The organism is Roseibium marinum, assembly GCF_002906165.1.
Classification (GTDB): domain Bacteria; phylum Pseudomonadota; class Alphaproteobacteria; order Rhizobiales; family Stappiaceae; genus Roseibium; species Roseibium marinum.
Map to the genome: position 1 here is coordinate 920,983 of NZ_PPCN01000001.1, position 18,336 is coordinate 939,318.

At 62.4% G+C, this 18,336-nt stretch carries 17 protein-coding genes; 16 read left to right on the forward strand and 1 reads right to left on the reverse strand.

Annotated features, from left to right (window positions below; translation table 11 throughout):
- Positions 1-9 precede the first annotated feature (9 nt).
- The 11 genes from CLV41_RS04320 to CLV41_RS04370 all read left to right on the forward strand — a co-directional run bounded on the left by CLV41_RS04320 (position 10) and on the right by CLV41_RS04370 (position 11,668).
- Entirely contained in the window at positions 10-1,029 is a 1,020-nt protein-coding gene (locus tag CLV41_RS04320; protein WP_208987264.1) for a BMP family lipoprotein, read from the forward strand.
- Positions 1,030-1,189: 160 nt separating this feature from the next.
- A complete protein-coding gene (locus CLV41_RS04325) occupies positions 1,190-2,185 on the forward strand; it encodes a BMP family lipoprotein (RefSeq protein WP_103220992.1) in 996 nt (331 codons plus the stop codon).
- 73 nt (positions 2,186-2,258) lie between these two features.
- On the forward strand, positions 2,259-3,815 hold the full coding sequence (locus tag CLV41_RS04330) for an ABC transporter ATP-binding protein (protein WP_103220993.1): 1,557 nt from the start codon (positions 2,259-2,261) through the stop codon (positions 3,813-3,815).
- Entirely contained in the window at positions 3,812-4,918 is a 1,107-nt protein-coding gene (locus CLV41_RS04335) for an ABC transporter permease (RefSeq protein WP_103220994.1), read from the forward strand. The genes CLV41_RS04330 and CLV41_RS04335 overlap by 4 nt, the downstream gene beginning before the upstream one ends.
- Before the next feature lie 2 nt (positions 4,919-4,920).
- Positions 4,921-5,889, forward strand: a complete 969-nt coding sequence (locus tag CLV41_RS04340; RefSeq protein ID WP_103220995.1) for an ABC transporter permease — start codon at positions 4,921-4,923, stop codon at positions 5,887-5,889.
- Positions 5,886-6,296, forward strand: coding sequence for a cytidine deaminase (gene cdd / locus CLV41_RS04345; protein ID WP_103220996.1), 411 nt, complete (start codon positions 5,886-5,888; stop codon positions 6,294-6,296). Before CLV41_RS04340 ends, cdd begins: the two co-directional genes overlap by 4 nt.
- A 6-nt stretch (positions 6,297-6,302) precedes the next feature.
- A complete protein-coding gene (locus tag CLV41_RS04350; protein ID WP_103220997.1) occupies positions 6,303-7,109 on the forward strand; it encodes a purine-nucleoside phosphorylase in 807 nt (268 codons plus the stop codon).
- Positions 7,109-7,885 (forward strand): deoxyribose-phosphate aldolase, encoded by a 777-nt coding sequence (gene deoC / locus CLV41_RS04355; RefSeq protein WP_103220998.1) that lies wholly within the window; start codon positions 7,109-7,111, stop codon positions 7,883-7,885. The genes CLV41_RS04350 and deoC overlap by 1 nt, the downstream gene beginning before the upstream one ends.
- 45 nt (positions 7,886-7,930) lie before the next feature.
- The gene (deoA, locus tag CLV41_RS04360) at positions 7,931-9,247 is read left to right on the forward strand and encodes a thymidine phosphorylase (RefSeq protein ID WP_103220999.1); all 1,317 of its coding nucleotides are present in this window, start codon (positions 7,931-7,933) and stop codon (positions 9,245-9,247) included.
- 80 nt (positions 9,248-9,327) lie between these two features.
- Positions 9,328-10,548 (forward strand): phosphopentomutase, encoded by a 1,221-nt coding sequence (locus tag CLV41_RS04365; protein ID WP_103221000.1) that lies wholly within the window; start codon positions 9,328-9,330, stop codon positions 10,546-10,548.
- 112 nt (positions 10,549-10,660) lie between these two features.
- Positions 10,661-11,668: an adenosine deaminase gene (locus tag CLV41_RS04370; protein ID WP_103221001.1), complete on the forward strand. Its 1,008-nt coding sequence runs from the start codon at positions 10,661-10,663 to the stop codon at positions 11,666-11,668.
- Positions 11,669-11,738: 70 nt separating this feature from the next.
- Here the strand turns inward: CLV41_RS04370 and CLV41_RS04375 are convergent, their stop codons facing one another.
- Positions 11,739-12,995: an MFS transporter gene (locus CLV41_RS04375; RefSeq protein WP_103221002.1), complete on the reverse strand. Its 1,257-nt coding sequence runs from the start codon at positions 12,993-12,995 to the stop codon at positions 11,739-11,741.
- Positions 12,996-13,162: 167 nt separating this feature from the next.
- Between CLV41_RS04375 and CLV41_RS04380 the strand changes: the two genes are divergently transcribed.
- The 5 genes from CLV41_RS04380 to CLV41_RS04400 all read left to right on the forward strand — a co-directional run bounded on the left by CLV41_RS04380 (position 13,163) and on the right by CLV41_RS04400 (position 18,330).
- Complete coding sequence (locus CLV41_RS04380) at positions 13,163-14,416, forward strand: DUF1688 family protein (RefSeq protein WP_103221534.1); 1,254 nt, start codon at positions 13,163-13,165, stop codon at positions 14,414-14,416.
- Between the two features lie 73 nt (positions 14,417-14,489).
- The gene (upp, locus tag CLV41_RS04385) at positions 14,490-15,119 is read left to right on the forward strand and encodes a uracil phosphoribosyltransferase (RefSeq protein ID WP_103221003.1); all 630 of its coding nucleotides are present in this window, start codon (positions 14,490-14,492) and stop codon (positions 15,117-15,119) included.
- Between the two features lie 143 nt (positions 15,120-15,262).
- Positions 15,263-16,162: a ribokinase gene (locus tag CLV41_RS04390; RefSeq protein WP_103221004.1), complete on the forward strand. Its 900-nt coding sequence runs from the start codon at positions 15,263-15,265 to the stop codon at positions 16,160-16,162.
- A 96-nt stretch (positions 16,163-16,258) separates the two neighbouring features.
- Positions 16,259-16,750 carry a retropepsin-like aspartic protease family protein gene (locus CLV41_RS04395; protein WP_170107110.1) on the forward strand — a complete coding sequence of 164 codons (492 nt, stop codon included), beginning with the start codon at positions 16,259-16,261 and terminating at the stop codon, positions 16,748-16,750.
- Positions 16,751-16,830: 80 nt separating this feature from the next.
- Complete coding sequence (locus CLV41_RS04400) at positions 16,831-18,330, forward strand: phosphomannomutase/phosphoglucomutase (RefSeq protein WP_103221006.1); 1,500 nt, start codon at positions 16,831-16,833, stop codon at positions 18,328-18,330.
- The last annotated feature ends 6 nt before the right edge of the window (positions 18,331-18,336 follow it).

Genomic DNA, 18,336 nt, shown 5'->3' on the forward strand with positions numbered 1-18,336 from the left:
GGCCCCCGCATGTCGGAGGACATACACGTGAAAAAGTTTCTAACCATCGGCACGGCGCTTGCCGGACTGGCTTTGTCAGCCTTGAGCGCGGCAGCGGCGGATATCCAGCCGGCCGTTCTCTACGATCTGGGCGGCCGTTTCGACAAGTCCTTCAACGAGGGCGCGTATAACGGCGCTGAAAAGTTCAAGGAAGACACCGGTATCGAATTCCGCGATTTCGAAATTCAGAACGACAGCCAGCGTGAGCAGGCGCTGCGTAACTTCGCCAAACGCGGCATGAACCCGATCGTCGCCATCGGCTTCTCTCAGGCCAATGCCGTGGAAAAGGTCGCCAAGGAATTTCCGGACACCCAGTTCGCCATCGTCGACATGGTCGTGGATCTGCCGAACGTGCGCTCCATCCTCTTCAAGGAGCAGGAAGGCTCCTACATTGTCGGCATGATGGCGGCGATGGCCTCTGAAACCGGCAAGGTCGGTTTTATCGGCGGCATGGACATTCCGCTGATCAGCAAGTTCTCCTGCGGCTACAAGCAGGGCGTCCTGTCCGTGAATTCCGACGCGGAAATCTTCGAGAACATGACCGGTACGACGGGCGCGGCCTGGAACGATCCGGTCAAGGGCGGTGAACTGGCCAAGTCGCAGTTCGACCGCGGTGCGGACGTCGTCTATCACGCGGCGGGCGGCACCGGCATCGGCGTGCTGCAGGCAGCGGCCGACAGCGGCAAGCTCGGCATCGGCGTCGACAGCAACCAGAACGGTCTGCATCCCGGTTCCGTCCTGACCTCCATGCTGAAACGCGTCGATATCGCCGTCTATCAGGCATTTGAAGATGCCAAGAATGACGCATGGACGTCCGGTTTCGAAGTTCTCGGACTGAAAGAGGGCGGTGTCGACTGGGCGCTGGACGACAACAATGCCGCGCTCGTTTCCGACGAGATGAAGGCGGCGGTCGAAGAAGCCACCCAGAAGATCATCTCCGGCGAAATCGCCGTTCATGATTACATGGCCGATCAGTCCTGCCCGGACTGAGGCAGGTAACAGCCTCGCACAGGAGTTCGGCCTGCTTTCATGGGGAAACGTATGAAAGCGGGCCGATCGATCTCAAGATGCCGGAGCGTCCTGTCCGTATTTTTTTAAACGCGGGATGCTCCGGGAATGTCTGCCGCCCGGGCAGGTTGAGGGAGACCGTATGATCCGTTTCACATCAGTCGTCTTCAGCGCGGTGATCGCTGCCGCGTTCACCGCGGCCGCGGCCTTCGCCGAACCGGCGATAGTCTATTCCGTCGGCGGCAAGTTCGACGGGTCCTTCAACGAAAGCGCCTATTCCGGCGTGAAGCGGTTCCAGGATGAAACCGGCAGCCCGGTCCGCGAGTTCGAGCTGGAAAGGGATGCGCAGAGCCTGCAGGCGCTGCGCAATTTCGCGAGCCGCGGTTATGAGCCGGTGGTCGTCATCGGCTTCAATCAGGCCAACGCGCTCGCTCAGTTGGCCCCGGATTTCCCGGAAATGGATTTTGCCATTGTCGACATGGTCGTCGACCGGCCCAATGTCCGTTCTTACGTGTTCAAGGAACAGGAAGGCGCCTATCTCGCCGGCCTGCTGGCGGCGATGGCCTCCAAAAGCGGCACCATCGGATTCGTCGGTGGCATGGATATCCCGATCATCCGGCGCTTCCTGTGCGGCTACAAGCAGGGCGCGCTGGCCGTCAATCCGGATATCAGGGTACTCTTCAACATGACCGGCGACACACCGGCCGCCTTCGCCGATCCGGTGCGCGGCGGCGAACTGGCAACGGTTCAGATCCGGCAGGGCGCCGACGTGATCATCCAGGCGGCGGGCGGCACCGGCATCGGTGTGTTGCAAAAGGCGGCCGACGCCGGAATTCTCGGCATCGGTACCGACAGCAACCAGAACGGCCTGCATCCGGGCAAGGTGCTGACTTCCATTCGCAAGCGTGTCGACAATGCGGTCTATGACAGTTTCCTCGCGGCCCGGGACGGAAGCTTCACGCCGGGCATCCGGGTGCTGGGCGTGGCGGATGGCGGTATGGACTGGGTGCTGGACGGCAATAACAGGGATCTCATCACGCAGGACATGAAGGCGGCGGCGGACGCGGCGGTCGCGGGTATTTCCGACGGCTCCGTCAAGGTGCACGATGTCGTCACCGAGGGGGCGTGTCCTTTTTAGAAAAACTGCGGACCGGTGAGATCCGAAGGGGCGAAACGATGACAAGGAAAATCCGTCAGGCCTGGGGGAAGGCATGAGCGAAACGCCGGCAATTGAACTGCGCGGGATCAACAAGAGCTTTGGTCCGGTCCACGCCAACAAGAACATCGACCTCGTGGTGAAGAAAGGCTCCATTCACGGGATCGTCGGAGAGAACGGCGCGGGCAAGTCCACGCTCATGTCGATCCTCTATGGATTTTACCACGCCGACGACGGCGACATTCTCGTCAACGGCAAGAAGGTCACGATTGCCGATTCCAAGGCGGCCATCGGCATGGGGATCGGAATGGTGCATCAGCATTTCATGCTGGTCGATAATTTCACCGTTCTTGAAAATGTCGTTCTGGGCGCGGAAGACAGCGCCATGCTGGCAGGCGGTCTGGACCGGGCACGCATCGAGCTGAAGCGTCTGGAAGAGGAATATGAACTGCGCGTCGATCCGGATGCGCTCATCCAGGACTTGCCGGTCGGCCTGCAGCAGCGGGTGGAAATCCTGAAAGCGCTTTACCGCAGCGCCGAAGTCCTGATCCTCGACGAACCGACCGGTGTTCTGACCCCGCCGGAAGCCGATCACCTGTTCAAGATCCTCGAAGTCCTCAAGAAAGAAGGCAAGACCATCTTGCTGATCACGCACAAGCTGCGCGAAATCATGGCCGCCACGGACAGCGTCTCCGTCATGCGCCGCGGCGAGATGGTGGCGACCCGCGAAACGCAAAACACCTCCATGGAAGAACTGGCCGAGCTGATGGTCGGCCGCAGCGTACTCCTGCGGGTCGACAAGAAACCCGCGGTCCCCGCGGAGCCGGTCATGGAGGTGGAGAACCTGTGCGTGACCGACCAACGCGGTGTCCAGGTGGTCAAGGATGTGAGTTTTTCCGTCCGCGCCGGCGAGATCGTCGGCATAGCAGGGGTCTCGGGCAACGGCCAGTCGGAGCTGCTGGAGACCCTTTCCGGCATTCGCCGCGCCACACAAGGCAGGCTCAAGATCAACGGCGAGACCATTGATCTTGGAACCAGCACTCTGGACGCGGCGGACATGCGCGCCAGGAGCATGGGCCACGTTCCCGAAGACCGTCACCGCATGGGCCTGATCAACAGTTTCTCCGAATACGAGAATTCCATTCTCGGCTATCACCGCGATCCGGCCTATTCGAGCGGTCTTTTGATGAATATCGCCGCCATCAAGGAAAACGCGGTCGCCGAGATCGGGAAATACGACATCCGGCCGCCCAACCCGATGCTCAAGACCGCCAGTTTTTCCGGCGGCAATCAGCAGAAGATCGTTCTGGCGCGGGAAATCGAACGGGATCCGGAGGTGCTGCTGGTCGGCCAGCCGACGCGTGGCGTCGATATCGGTGCGATCGAGTTCATTCACAGCCGTCTGGTGGAACTGCGCGATGCCGGCAAGGGTATCCTGCTGGTCTCGGTGGAACTCGATGAAATCCGGGCTCTTGCGGACAGGATCCTGGTGATGTTCGACGGCAGGATCGTCGGCGAGCGCGGCGCCAATGCGGACGAAGGCGAACTCGGCCTGCTCATGGCGGGTGTGGAGGACAATGCGAAAATGTCTGTAGAAGGAGACGTCCGATGAGTGCCGGTCAGCTCCCGCGCTGGGTCGATTACGGCCTGATTCCCTTCGTGAACCTGGCCGCGGCCTTCCTGGTGTCCGGCCTTGTGGTCGTCCTGATCGGGGAAAACCCGCTGGAAGCGGTGCGGATCCTGCTCTGGGGTTCGCTTGGCTATGGCGAAGGCATCGGCTTCACGCTGTTTTACGCCACCAACTTCATCTTTACCGGTCTTGCCGTTGCCGTCGCCTTCCATGCCGGGCTGTTCAACATAGGCGGCGAGGGCCAGGCCTATGTCGGCGGGCTCGGCGTCACCTTCGCCTGTCTTGCCCTCGACCACATCGTGCCCTGGTACGTGACGCTGCCCTTCGCGATCGTCGGCTCGGCGCTGATGGGGGCAGCCTGGGCCTTCATCCCCGCCTGGCTGCAGGCGACACGCGGTAGCCACGTCGTCATCACGACCATCATGTTCAACTTCATCGCCTCTTCGCTGATGGTCTACCTGCTCAACAGCGCGCTGAAGAAACCGGGCTCCATGCAGCCGGAAACGCGAACCTTCGAGGCGGGTGGCCGCCTGCCGTTCCTGAACGACGTCTTTCCCTCCTTCGGCTTTGGCTATGCCCCGGTGAACCTGTCCCTGTTCGTCGCGCTGGCCGCCTGCGTTCTGATCTGGCTGCTGATCTGGCGGACGAAACTCGGCTTTGAGATCCGCTCCTTCGGCGCCAACGCGACGGCCGCGGTCTATGCCGGCATTTCGCCCGTGCGCACCATCGTCATCACCATGCTGATTTCCGGCGGTCTGGCGGGCATGATGGCGATCAACGAGATCATGGGGTCGCAGCACCGTCTCCTGATCGATTTCGTCTCCGGCTATGGCTTTGTCGGCATCGCGGTGGCCCTGATGGGACGCGCGCATCCGGTCGGCATCGTTCTGGCGGCGATTCTGTTCGGCATGCTCTACCAGGGAGGCGCCGAACTGTCCTTCGAAATGCCGAATATCACCCGCGACATGATCATCGTCATCCAGGGACTGGTCATTCTGTTCGCCGGCGCGCTCGAACACATGTTCCGGCCGGCCATCACTAGATTGTTCACGCCTTCACGGGCCCTGGCGGCGGAGGAGGCGTAATCATGTTCGAGACCCTGATCCTCATCCTCGATTCCACCGTCCGCCTGTCGACGCCTTTGCTGCTGGCCTGTCTGGCCGGGCTTTATTCCGAACGCTCCGGCGTTGTCGATATCGGCCTGGAAGGCAAGATGCTCGGGGCCGCCTTCGGCGCGGGCGCCGTCGCCTATGTCACCGCAAACGCCTGGCTGGGGCTGCTTGCCGGCATTGGCGTCTCGGTAGCACTGGGGCTGCTGCATGGGTTCGCCTCGATCAGCAATCGCGGCAACCAGATCGTTTCCGGTGTGGCCATCAACTTCCTGGCTGCCGGCCTGACGGCACTGCTCGGCCAGACATGGTTCCGCCAGGGCGGCCGCACCCCGGCCCTGCCCGAGGGCGGCCGGTTCAGGGACATCGCCTGGCCCTATGCCGAGCAACTGCGCGAGATTCCCGTGATCGGGCCGCTCTACAGCGAGCTTCTGTCCGGTCACAATATTCTTGTTTATGCGGGCTTCCTTGCCGTCCCGCTGACATGGTGGGTGCTGTTCCGCACGCGCTTCGGCCTGCGGCTGCGCGCCGTCGGCGAAAATCCGGCCGCCGTGGACACGGCGGGGATCTCGGTTGCCTGGCTGCGTTACCGCGCGGTGATCGCCTGCGGCATCCTCTGCGGCTTCGCGGGTGCTTATCTGTCGATCGCGCAAGGGGCCGGTTTCGGCGTCAACATGACGGCGGGCAAGGGCTTCATCGCACTGGCGGCGCTGATTTTCGCCAAGTGGCGGCCGGCCAACGCGATGTTCGCCTGCCTGCTCTTCGGCTTCCTCGACGCGGTGTCCATCCGCATGCAGGGCCAGGAGGTCCCCGGCATCGGCGAGATCCCGGTTCAGTTCTTCCAGGCGCTGCCCTATATCCTGACGGTGATCCTGCTTGCCGGCTTCATCGGCAAGGCGGTGCCGCCGAAGGCGGCCGGTATCCCGTATCTGAAGGAACGGTCATGAGCGATCTGGACAAGCTGTTCGAAGCGGCCCGGGCGGTGCGCGAAAAGGCCTATGCGCCTTATTCCAACTTCCTGGTCGGCGCGGCGCTGCGCACTCCGGACGGCAGCGTCTTCACCGGCTGCAATGTCGAGAACGCGTCTTATCCGGTCAGTGTCTGCGCCGAGGGCGGGGCGGTCGGCGCCATGGTCGCGGCCGGCTATCGCGACATCGCGGAAGCCGTGGTGATCGGCGACGCGGCCCTGTGCACGCCTTGCGGCATGTGCCGTCAGCGGCTGAAGGAATTCGGCACGGACGATCTGATCGTCCATGTCGCGGACTTGAACGGTATCCGCCGCAGCTTCACCATGGACGAGCTGCTGCCGGCGGCGTTCGAACTGGATTACAAGTCAAATAACAGGAAGGACTGACCCTCAATGAGTGGTTATGGTCATGAATGCGCGGATATCGTTCGCGCCGCCCGCAAAGGCTCCTACAAGATCGGCATGATACTCGGCTCCGGCCTTGGCGCACTGGCCGAGGAAGTCGAGGATGCGGTACGCATTCCCTACACACATCTGACCGAATTCCCGGTCTCCACCGTGACTTCCCATTCCAGCGAACTGGTGGCCGGCACGCTGGCGGGGGTTCCCGTGGTGATCCTGTCCGGCCGCGCCCATTATTACGAGGCCGGCGACCCGTCCGTCATGCGCACGCCCGTCGAGACGCTGAAGGAACTCGGCTGCGAAATCCTTCTGGCGACCAATGCGGCGGGCTCCCTGCGGGAGGACGTGGCGCCGGGCTCGCCGATGCTGATCCGCGATCACATCAACTGGTCCGGCAAGAACCCCTTGATCGGCGAAGAGGACGAGAAACGCTTCCTGGACATGAGCGCGGCCTATGATCCCGAGTTGCTGGAAGCCATGAAGAAGGTCGCGGCGGAAACCGGCGATCCGATTGCAGACGGCGTCTACATGTGGTTCTCGGGGCCGTCCTTCGAAACGCCGGCGGAAATTCGCATGGCGAGGCTGCTGGGTGCGGATGCGGTGGGCATGTCCACCGTGCCGGAAGTCATCATGGCCCGGTTCATGGGTCTCAGGGTTGCGGCCATGTCGATCGTCACCAATTACGGGGCGGGCATGCAGACCCATGCGCTTTCCCACGACCAGACCAAATCGGTTGCCCTGCAGGGCATGGAACGCATGAAAGAGCTGGTGCGGGCATTTGTGAAGGAGGTCGGTTAATGAGTGACAGGATCGAAAACGCAAAACGCGCCCTCGGGCTCATCGATCTGACCAATCTCAACGACGATTGCACCGCCGCCGATATCACCGGACTGAGCATCCGCACGGTGACGGATCATGGCTCGGTCGCCGCCGTCTGTGTCTGGCCGCGTTTCGTCGCGCAGGCAGCGCGGGAGCTGAAGGGAACCGGCGTCAAGGTCGCCACCGTCGTGAACTTTCCGGCGGGCGAAGACGACACCGGTACCGTGACCGCCCAGACGAAGCAGGCGCTGGCCGACGGCGCCGACGAGATCGACCTGGTGATGAATTACAAGGCCTTCACGGCGGGCCGGAAGGGATATGCCGAAGAGCAGATTATCCGCGTCAAGGCGGCGATCCCGGAACCCGCGATCCTCAAGGTGATCCTGGAAACCGGAGAGATCGGCGATCCGCTGCTGATCCACGCCGCATCCAATGTGGCGATTTCCGCTGGAGCCGATTTCATCAAGACTTCCACAGGCAAGGTCGCCGTCAATGCGACGCTTGAGGCTGCCGAAATCATGCTGACCGCCATCGAGGAGGCGCGCCGCGACAACGGCGAGCGCGTTATAGGGTTCAAGCCCGCCGGCGGCATCAGGACGAGTGAGGATGCCGCCTCCTATCTGGCGCTCGCGGACCGGATCATGGGCCATAACTGGGCGTCGGCGTCCACCTTCCGTTTCGGCGCAAGCGGCCTTCTGGATGCGCTGATCGCAACGATCGAAGGCAAGGAACCAACGGTCGGCCAGAGCTATTGAAGCTGAAACAGGCTCCTGAAAAATGTTGCCACAAGGATACCAAGCATGCTGCCGCAGGAACTGATCCGCAAGAAGCGCGACGGGGGAACGCTCGACGCCGGGGAAATCGCTTTTTTCGTCAAGGGACTGGCCGATGGATCGGTCACCGAGGGACAGGTTGCGGCCCTCGCCATGGCGATCTTTTTCAAGGGATTGAGCGTCGATGAACGTGTCGCCCTGACACTTGCCATGCGCGACAGCGGCGATATCATGAACTGGTCCGGCATCGACGCACCGGTTCTCGACAAGCACTCCACCGGCGGTGTCGGGGACAATGTCTCCCTGATGCTTGCCCCGGCGCTTGCCGCCTGCGGCGCCGCCGTGCCGATGATTTCCGGCCGCGGCCTCGGTCATACCGGCGGCACGCTCGACAAGTTCGACAGTATCCCCGGTTACCAGACCCAGCCGGACAATGCGCTGTTCAAAAAGGTGGTCAAGGAGATCGGCTGCGCCGTCATCGGCCAGACCGGCAATCTGGCCCCCGCCGACAAGCGCTTTTACGGCATCCGGGACGTGACCGGCACAGTGGAGAGCATCGATCTCATCACCGCTTCCATCCTGTCGAAAAAACTGTCGGCGGGTCTGCAGGGACTGGTGCTGGACGTCAAATGGGGCACAGGCGCTTTCATGGCGACGCTGGAGGAAGCCCGCGCACTGGCGGAAAGCCTCGTTCAGGTGGCCAATGGCGCCGGTCTCAAAACCACGGCGCTGTTGACCGACATGAACGAACCGCTGGCCTCCGCCGCCGGCAACGCGGTCGAGATGCAGAACGCGGTGGATTTCCTGAAAGGAACGGCCATCGACAACCGCCTGTGGGACGTCACTGTTGCCCAGGGCGGTGAACTGCTGGCCACCGGCGGCATCGCCGCAACGGCCGAAGCGGGCGCCGCGATGATGCGCCAGGCCTTTGAAAGCGGCAAGGCGGCGGAAAAATTCGCGCAGATGGTCGAAGCGCTGGGCGGTCCGGCCGACTTCATGGAAAAAGCCGAACTCTACCTTGCAAAGGCACCTGTCGAAGCTCCTGTCTATGCCGATCATGACGGCATCGTCACGGGCGTGGATGCCCGGGCGGTCGGCGTGGCCGTGGTCGCGCTGGGCGGTGGCCGCAAGGCCGCCTCGGATGTGATCGATCCCGCTGTCGGACTGACAAGCCTCGCGGGTGTCGGCAACACGGTCGATGCGGATGCGCCGCTGGCGATCGTCCATGCAAGGTCGGAGGAGGACGCCGAAGCGGCGGCGCGTGCGGTGCGCAAGGCCTATACCCTTGGCTCGGCCGCGGAAGTCGTCGACCGGCCCATCGTTGCCGGCCGCATCGCACCGTAAGACACGAACTTGTGCCGGGACCGCAGGTTCCGGCGCGCTCCCGGCATCAGGCCGGCAATAGAAAACTTGAGGAGATGCCCATGCCCCGTGCAATTCTGTGCGTGCTGGACAGTTTCGGCATAGGCGGTGCGAAAGATGCGGATGCCTTCGGCGATGCCGGATCCGATACTTTGGGCCACATCGCCGCGCGTTGCGCGGCCGGTCTGGCGGACAGGGACGGATTGCGCAGCGGTCCTCTGTCGGTTCCCAATATGGACCGGCTCGGTCTGGGCGCCGCCGGGCGTCTGTCGACCGGGGCGGACGTGCCGGGTCTGGATTTCGCAGGCGATCCGCAAGGGCTCTGGGGCTATGCGGCGGAAGTGTCAAAAGGCAAGGACACCCCTTCCGGCCACTGGGAAATCGCAGGTGTGCCCGTGCGCTTCGACTGGGGCTATTTTCCGATGACGATCCCGACTTTTCCAAGCGAACTGATCGGGAAAATCAGTGAAAAGGCCGGACTGAAGGGCATTCTCGGCGACAAGCATGCATCCGGCACCGAAATTATCGCCGAACTCGGCGACGAGCATGTCAGAACGGGCAAGCCGATTTTTTATACGTCGGCGGATTCTGTCATTCAGATTGCCGCCCACGAAGAGCATTTCGGCCTTGAGAGGCTGTATGAGCTGTGCGAGATCACCCGCGAATTCGCCAATCCCTATAATATCGGGCGGGTTATCGCCCGGCCCTTCAGCGGTGAAACGGCCGAAAGCTTCGTCCGCACGGCCAACCGGCGGGACTATTCGGTTCTGCCGCCGGAGCCGACGCTGCTCGACCGGCTTACGCAGGCGGGCCGCACCGTCTACGGGATCGGCAAGATATCCGACATCTTCGCCCATCAGGGCGTCGCGAAGGTCCTGAAGGGCGCCGGCAACGATGAGCTTTTCGAAAAGACGCTCGAAGCCATGCAATTGGCCGGGGACGGAGATCTGATCTTCGTCAATTTCATCGATTTCGATTCGCTTTTCGGCCACCGCCGCGACGTTCCGGGCTATGCCGCCGCGCTGGAGCATTTCGACCGCCGGCTGCCTGAACTGCTTGCCGGATTGCGCGAGGGGGATTTGCTGATCCTGACCGCCGATCACGGCTGCGATCCGACCTGGAAGGGCACCGACCACACGCGCGAACATGTGCCGGTCATCGCGACCGGACCCGGTATCGCGGGCAGATCCGTCGGTGGACGAAAAACCTTTGCCGATATCGGCGAGAGCATCGCCGATCATCTGGGCATAGCCGGGGGGCTCAACGGTGAGAGTTTTCTTTAGGTCACGGACTCAGGCACAATGACGGACCGGTCCGTCTCTTCATGAGGACGCGGCTGCGATATACCGGGAACGGCGCACCTGCCATTCATTCACGATCGAGGACCCGCCGCACATGAGCGATCCCATCACGGTTCCGAAAGCCGAACTGCACTGTCACATCGAAGGCGCGGCTCCGCCGAGCCTGGTCAAGCGGCTGGCGGACAAGCACGGCATGGACGTGTCGAAGGTGCTGGATGGCAACGGCAAATATGTCTGGTCGGACTTCACCACTTTCCTGAAGGCCTATGACACGGCCAGCGCCGTGTTCAAGACCCCCGCCGACTATGCCCTCCTGACGGAAACCTATTTCCGCATGCTGGCCGCCGAGGGCGCGATCTACGGCGAAATCTTCATTTCACCGGATCATGCCCAGGCGACGGGCCTCTCCTACCGCTCCTACGTTGAAGGCCTGGCCGCCGGGATCGAGCGCGCCAAGAACGATACCGCCATCGAGGGCAGGATGATCGCCGTCGGGGTGCGTCATTTCGGGTCCGCCGCGGTGGAACGTGTCGTCAAGGAGGTGATCGCCAATCCCGATCCCCTGGTGACCGGTTTCGGTCTTGCCGGCGACGAGCGCTCGGGCCATCCCGCCAACTTTTCCAAGGCCTTCCGCATGGCCTCGGAGGCGGGTCTCGGGACAACGGCCCATGCCGGCGAATTCGGCGGACCGGACAGCATCACCGCGGCATTGGAATTCCTGCGCGTCAAGCGGATCGGTCACGGCGTGCGTGCCATCGAGGACAAGGAACTGGTGAAGCGGCTGGTTGACGAGGAGATCGTCCTGGAGGTCTGCCCGGGTTCCAACGTGTCGCTGGGCGTCTATACCCATCTGCGCTTCCACCCGGTGAACATGCTGCGCAGGCAAGGTGTGAAGGTCACCCTCAACTCCGACGATCCGCCTTTCTTCGGCACCACGCTCGGCAAGGAATATGCCTCCGTCGCCGAAACATTCGGCTGGACGTTCGACGACCAGATGGACATCACGCGTACGGCCATCGAGGCGGCCTTTTGCGACGAACTGACGAGGAAGCGGCTGCTGGTCCGGCTGGACAGCGCGGTGCAGAAGCCGGTCGAGGGGTAATACCGGAGACGCTCCCTTGTCTTTCCGCACAAGTGAGGTGGAGCCTTAATGACGGGGGAGCGAAAGTCCCTCAGATATCCCCGCCGGTCTCGTCGACTTCCGTCCTCGGGTCGAGCACGACCGTTTCCGGCGTTGTTGTCTGGGCGGTCGTCAGGACAGGCAGGAAGTCGGACTTGTCTTCGCTCCTCACCGGCGCCCGCTGGCGTATGCGCCAGATGGCAAACAGCATCATGGAAAGATGGGCCGCGGCGGTCACCTGAAAGAGGGCGCCGGGATAGGTGAAGGTCATCAGTCCGGCGGCCAGCAGCGGCCCGACCATCGTGCCCGTTCCGAAGATCAGCAGCAAGCCGCCGCTGATGCGCAGGAAGTCTCCCGGCTCCGCGTGGTCGCTGGCATGGGCGACGATCACCGGATACATGGAATAGATGATGCCGCCGAAGATCGCGATCAGCAGGATCGTAACCATTGGATCGTTGCCGCCGATCAGCGACAGGCTGGAGCCGAAGGACATGGCGGCGACCGCGAGGCCGACGAGGACAAGCCGCCGGTCCAGCCGGTCCGACAACATGCCGACCGGGATCTGCACCATGGCGCCGGCCAGAAGGGCGAGGCTCATCATGATGGCGATCTCTGGCACGTCGAGGCCGATACGGCGGCCGTAGACGGCGCCGAGCGTTCCGAAGGAGCCGTTGGACACACCGACCATGAAAACGGCGACCACCGCGATCGGCGAGTTGCGCCAGAGCTGCCTGGGATCGAGTTTCGCCTGGGTCAGCGGCTGCGGGGAGGCCGCTGTCGACAGCGCGGTCGGCAGCAGCGACAGGGAATAGATGATGGACCCGAGAACGAAGAAGAAATATCCGCTCGCGGATCCGAGCGTGAGCAGCATCTGACCGGCGGTTGTCGCCGCCAGGTTGATCATCGTGTAGAGGCCGAAGATCCGTCCCCTGGTTTCGGATGTGGAACGCTCGTTGAGCCAGCTCTCCACGATCATCGCCGCGCCGGAAAAGCAGAACCCGGAAATTGCTCGCAGAACGATCCAGACGGCGGCATCGATGAACAGCAGGTTGAGCAGAACGGTGATCGCGGCGAGCGAGGCCAGCGCACCGAACGACCGCACATGCCCGACCCGCTTGACGATGACCGGCACGGCGAGGCATCCGCTCATGAAGCCGAACGCCCAGCCGGCTCCCAGCAGGCCGAGCGAGGCATCGGAAAATCCCTGCGCAAGTCCGGCCAGCGGCAGCAACAGGCCATGCAGACCGCCCGCCAGCAAAAGCAGGCCTGATCCGGCGAGAAGGGCGGCGATCGAAACGACGGAGGACATGAATTTTCCAGTTGGGGCGATTGTCGGTGCGGGTTTTCATACAGCTGAATGATGATCAATGACGAACCCGTTTGACAAGTTTATGGTGGAAAGCCACACGAAACATGTCTTTTCGGGGTGCTGCCCGCAGCGATGCCGCCCGTCCCCCACTTTCCGGATTGTTTTTGATGAATGCTTCTGTCTCACCCCTGACCTTTTTCCAGCCGCGGGAAGTGTGGCGCGAGGCGCACCGGTTTCTCGATCTGGCGCAGGCGGGCACGCTTGCTCATGTGCGGGTGGATCTTGCGAAACTGGGCGACGCCCTGGTCACGGTTCTGGAGACAACCCGGGAGAACTATCCCGACTTCCAGATCCCGCCCTACGGCATCTGGCGCGACTTTGAAGCCGGTGGCATCGACCGCTGGGGCGCGATGGCAAGCGCCCGCAACTTCGAGACCGCCGAAGACATGCTCGCGGCGGCGGCAGATCTTGCGGTGCTCGGCACTTTCATGAAGACCCGGCATCCGCAAGGCTGGACATTCGAGGACCGGATGACCGGGACCTCCGCGACGGGCAGGCAGGCATCGGCGCTTGCCGCGTTTCACATGTTCGCCGCCGGCTCCTTTTCCGCCGAGATGACGGATCCCTACCGTGTCGATGCCGAAACCCTGATCCGGCTGGACGCGGAGGAGCTTGCCTTCGGCCTGCAATGGGAACTGGCGGACGATGCCGGACTGCTTGAAGACATGCAGCGGCACCTCAAGCGTCTGGGTGAAGCGCTGGCGCTGCGCCCGGATCTGTTTTCCGAGGGGGATGCCATCCGGCCCGGTTCACTGGCCACACGCCTGGCGAAAGACGGCGGTGGGGCTGTCAGCGCAGGGACGCTTCTCGATCACCTGCTTGAAGCGCTCGCCCCGGTCTGGGAGGGCGGGGCACAGGAAGGCGAGATTTCCCTTGGCGACAGCTTTGGCCATTCCGCGCTTCCGGCCGCGCTGCCGGAGGAAGAAAGCGTGATCGTTGTTCCGTTCCACCTCGCGGCGCAGGAAATGGTCTACGCCCTTGTCGAGCCCTTCGCCTGGGCCGGGCTTGAAGTTGCCGGTCTGGAGGACCTGACGGCGCCCGCCGACGAAATCCATGCCGCCCTTTTCGTTCACACCGGCGCAATGGCAGTCCGAACAGCCGCTGACGAGCTGACTTTCCAGGAGGAGCGGGACCGGATGATCGAATTGCGCGCCGTCAGTTCCGCCCTGACGGACAGGCTGGCGGAACTGTTGCGCCGGGAACTTGAGGTTCCGGCCGATCAGTTGCCGCTCACCTGCATTCTGGAAGGCGGCACGCACCGGGCCGGGCGGCGGATTCTGGAACGCGGTGCGGGCGACCTGAGCAAGCTCGGAAAATTTATGAACCCGGGGCCTGTTTTTTGGTTGCCGTTCGGGGCATAGGTCCCGAACATGAAAAATCATTGAGGCCGGTCCCGATCGTGCGGACCCAGACTTGAAGAAAAGAGAGGCAGATATGTCCGGAGCCAATGTCATCAGCCACCCGCTGGTCCAGCACAAACTGAGCATCATGCGCGACAAGGGAACCTCCACCCAGAGCTTCCGGCGTCTCCTGCGCGAGATTTCCACGCTGCTGTGCTACGAGGTGACCCGGGATCTGCCGCTGGTCCGTCAGACCATCGAAACGCCGCTGGCGGAAATGCAGGCGCCGACGCTGGCGGGCAAGAAGCTTGTCTTCGCCTCCGTCCTTCGGGCCGGCAACGGCCTTCTGGAGGGCATGCTGGACCTGGTCCCGTCGGCGCGCGTCGCTCATATCGGCCTCTACCGGGATCCGGAAACCCTCCAGCCGGTCGAATATTATTTCAAGGCGCCGGAAGATCTGAACGAGCGCCTGGTGATCGTCGTGGACCCGATGCTGGCGACCGCCAACTCCGCCATCGCCGCCATCCAGAAACTGAAGGAGCGGGGAGCCAACAACATTCGTTTTCTGTGCCTCCTGGCGGCTCCGGAAGGGGTTTCGAAATTCACCCAGTTGCACCCGGACGTACCGATCTTCACGGCTGCGATCGACGAGAAACTCAACGAAAAGGGTTATATCGTTCCAGGCCTCGGCGATGCCGGCGACCGGATGTACGGCACGAAATAATCCGGTTGACAGGCGGATCGGTCACAATCCCGCATTGATCGTTTCCGCACCGGCTTTCCAATCAAAACGGATATTCCAGCCACGCAATATTGCGGCCATGCGTTTGGCTGACTGACCCGCGCCAGAAAAAAGAGGACCACGGCATGATCACCGTTTTCGGCTCCATCAACCTCGACCTTGTCGTTTCCGTCCCGCGGCTGCCGAAAGCCGGGGAAACGGTCAGCGGACCGGATCACCAGTCCTTCGCCGGCGGCAAGGGCGCGAACCAGGCCCTGGCAGCCTGCCGGGCCGGCGCCGCGGTGAAAATGGTCGGCGCGGTCGGACGGGATGACTTTGCGGGTCCCGCCCTCGCCAATTTGCGGGAAGCCGGTATCGACCTGTCGGATGTCAGGGAGCTGGACGGCGCTACCGGCCTTGCCCTGATCGGCATCGATCCCTCCGGGGAAAACCAGATCATCGTCGCCAGCGGCACCAATGCGCGCGTCAAGGCCGACTGGCTGGAAGGCTGCCTGACGGACGGGCATATTCTGATGCTTCAGGGCGAAGCGCCGTATGAAGAAATCATGCGGGCCATGGGGCTGGCGCGCGGGGCGGGGGCATCCGTTTTCTGGAACCCGGCTCCCGTACCATCGTGCGATCCGGGCGCCGGGCTTGAAGCGGTCAATACGCTGGTGGTGAACGAAAGCGAAGCCGCCCAGCTTGCCGGTCGTCTTGGCATTGCGGGCGGAGCGGAGACCTTTCTGGACAGTGTTGTCGGGCCGGCGCGGACCGTGGTTGTGACCCTCGGGTCCGATGGCGTTGTTGCCGCCAAGGGAAAAGACCGGTTCCGGTTTGCATCGCCCTCTGTCGAAGCGGTGGACACCACCGGTGCCGGTGACGCCTTTTGCGGAGCCCTGGCGGCCGCGCTTGATCTTGGCCTGCCGTTCGAACGCGCGCTCAGGGAGGGGGTCGCCGCCGGTGCCCTTGCCTGCACCGTGACCGGAGCCCAGTCCAGCGCGCCGATGAAGGCGGACATTGCCCGCCTGGCGGATCAAATCGTGTGATGCGGTTTTACAGGCCGCTTTTTACAGGCCGCTAAGGAAACTCTGATATGCCAGCGGCATCTCGCTCTGAAGGGTCAGCCGGGCATGTGGCGGTTTATGGTGATTTTGCTGGTCTGCGTCGCTCTCGCACCGTTTGTGCCGGGACTGATCGAGAGCCGGTTGAAGTCGCTGGGCGGCCATGAAACATCCTCAGTCGAAGCCGAAGAGGATGCCGGCGAGCGGATACACCGCATTTCTTCAGACCCTCAGGGGCATTTTATCGCCGAGACACGTTTGAACGGCCGCTTTGTCGACCTGCTGGTGGATACCGGGGCGACGCTGACCGCGCTTCCGCGGTCTCTTGCTGAAGATATAGGCATCTTTCTGGACGAATCCGACTTCAAATATCCGATCCGCACAGCCAACGGCACCACTTTTGGCGCAAAATCGTCGATCGACCGGTTGAGCATCGGAGACATACGATTCACGAATGTGAATATATTGGTGCTGAAAGACCAGAGCCTGGGGAACCCGCTGCTGGGTATGTCCGTTCTCAACAGGCTGAGAAAGTTTGACATGTCCGACGGCACCCTTGTACTGATCCAGTAGAAAAATACTTATGGATTGATCGGTGTTCTCCGGGATCTGTCATTTTAGCAGGATCCGTCTTTTCAAATTGAGAGGCTTGCATGTTTCCCAAACCATTACCGAGTCTGACCCCGAATACATTTGAATATGAATCATTGCCCATGGTCAAAGCGACCGGTTTCCGGGAATATGACGCCCGGTGGCTGTTCGAAAAGGAAATCAACCTGATGGGATTGCAGGCGCTCGGAATGGGCATCGGCACTCTCATTCATGAGCGCGGTGTGCGTCCGGATCTCGTCGTCGGTCATGATTATCGCAGCTATTCGTCCTCGATAAAGATGGCGGTGGTCAACGGCCTGCTGGCGGCCGGCATCAATGTTCATGATATCGGTCTGGCCCTGTCGCCCATGGCCTATTTCGCCCAGTTCGCACTGGATGTTCCGGCGGTCGCCATGATCACCGCCTCCCACAACGACAACGGCTGGACCGGCGTCAAGATGGGCATCGACCGACCGCTGACCTTCGGACCCGACGAGATGGGCCGCCTGAAGGAGATCGTGCTGGAAGCCGCATTCGATCTCAGGGGCGGCGGCAGCTACCGCTTCGTTGACGGGTTCCCGGAGGTCTATTTCAAGGACCTGACCAACCGTGCGAAACTGAAGCGCCCGATCAAGATCGTCGCGGCCTGCGGCAACGGCACGGCGGGTGCGTTCGCTCCGAAAATCCTGGAGGCCCTCGGCGCCGAGGTCATCCCGCTCGACGCGGACCTCGATTACACCTTTCCCAATTACAATCCGAACCCGGAGGACATGAAGATGCTGCATGCGCTCCGGGACAAGGTTCTGGAGGTGGGGGCGGAAGTCGGCCTCGGCTTCGACGGTGACGGCGACCGTTGCGGCGTTGTCGATAATGAGGGCGAGGAGATTTTCGCCGACAAGGTCGGGGTGATGCTGGCGCGGGACATCTCGGCGCTTTATCCGGGCAGCCAGTTTGTCGTCGACGTGAAATCGACCGGCCTCTTCAACACCGATCCGGTGCTTCTGGCCAACGGGGCGAAGACCGACTACTACAAGACCGGCCATTCCTATATCAAGCGCCGGGTGACCGAACTGGACGCCATTGTCGGCTTCGAGAAGTCGGGCCACTATTTCTTCAACAAGCCGATCGGCCGCGGTTATGATGACGGCCTCGTCTCCGCCATCGCGATCCTCGACATGCTCGACCGCAGCCCGGACAAGACGATGGCCGATCTCCGCCGGGATCTCCCCAAGACCTGGGGGTCGCCGACCATGGCGCCGAAATGCGCCGACGAGATCAAATACGATGTCGTCGAGCGGGTGGTTGCCAGGTTCCAGGACATGAAGGCAAAGGGCGAGACAGTCGGCGGCCAGTCGATTTCGGACCTGATCACCGTCAACGGTGTCCGGGTGGTGGCAGAGGACGGCACCTGGGGTCTGGTGCGCGCCTCTTCCAACAAGCCGGAGCTGGTCGTCGTTGTCGAAAGCCCGGTGTCCGAGGCGCGGCTGCACGAAATGTTCAAGGCGGTGGATGGCGTTCTGCGCGAGAACCCTGAAGTCGGCGAGTATAATCAGACGCTCTGACCACTA

Bases quoted from the DNA above. Each gene is read 5' to 3' on its own strand.
- CLV41_RS04330 (WP_103220993.1), top strand. From the start codon at position 2,259: ATGAGCGAAACGCCGGCAATTGAACTGCGCGGGATCAACAAGAGCTTT.
- CLV41_RS04365 (WP_103221000.1), top strand. From the start codon at position 9,328: ATGCCCCGTGCAATTCTGTGCGTGCTGGACAGTTTCGGCATAGGCGGT.
- CLV41_RS04395 (WP_170107110.1), top strand. From the start codon at position 16,259: ATGGTGATTTTGCTGGTCTGCGTCGCTCTCGCACCGTTTGTGCCGGGA.
- deoC (WP_103220998.1), top strand. From the start codon at position 7,109: ATGAGTGACAGGATCGAAAACGCAAAACGCGCCCTCGGGCTCATCGAT.
- CLV41_RS04400 (WP_103221006.1), top strand. From the start codon at position 16,831: ATGTTTCCCAAACCATTACCGAGTCTGACCCCGAATACATTTGAATAT.
- upp (WP_103221003.1), top strand. From the start codon at position 14,490: ATGTCCGGAGCCAATGTCATCAGCCACCCGCTGGTCCAGCACAAACTG.
- CLV41_RS04390 (WP_103221004.1), top strand. From the start codon at position 15,263: ATGATCACCGTTTTCGGCTCCATCAACCTCGACCTTGTCGTTTCCGTC.
- CLV41_RS04325 (WP_103220992.1), top strand. From the start codon at position 1,190: ATGATCCGTTTCACATCAGTCGTCTTCAGCGCGGTGATCGCTGCCGCG.
- CLV41_RS04320 (WP_208987264.1), top strand. From the start codon at position 10: ATGTCGGAGGACATACACGTGAAAAAGTTTCTAACCATCGGCACGGCG.
- cdd (WP_103220996.1), top strand. From the start codon at position 5,886: ATGAGCGATCTGGACAAGCTGTTCGAAGCGGCCCGGGCGGTGCGCGAA.
- CLV41_RS04335 (WP_103220994.1), top strand. From the start codon at position 3,812: ATGAGTGCCGGTCAGCTCCCGCGCTGGGTCGATTACGGCCTGATTCCC.
- CLV41_RS04375 (WP_103221002.1), bottom strand. From the start codon at position 12,995: ATGTCCTCCGTCGTTTCGATCGCCGCCCTTCTCGCCGGATCAGGCCTG.
- CLV41_RS04370 (WP_103221001.1), top strand. From the start codon at position 10,661: ATGAGCGATCCCATCACGGTTCCGAAAGCCGAACTGCACTGTCACATC.
- CLV41_RS04380 (WP_103221534.1), top strand. From the start codon at position 13,163: ATGAATGCTTCTGTCTCACCCCTGACCTTTTTCCAGCCGCGGGAAGTG.
- CLV41_RS04340 (WP_103220995.1), top strand. From the start codon at position 4,921: ATGTTCGAGACCCTGATCCTCATCCTCGATTCCACCGTCCGCCTGTCG.
- CLV41_RS04350 (WP_103220997.1), top strand. From the start codon at position 6,303: ATGAGTGGTTATGGTCATGAATGCGCGGATATCGTTCGCGCCGCCCGC.
- deoA (WP_103220999.1), top strand. From the start codon at position 7,931: ATGCTGCCGCAGGAACTGATCCGCAAGAAGCGCGACGGGGGAACGCTC.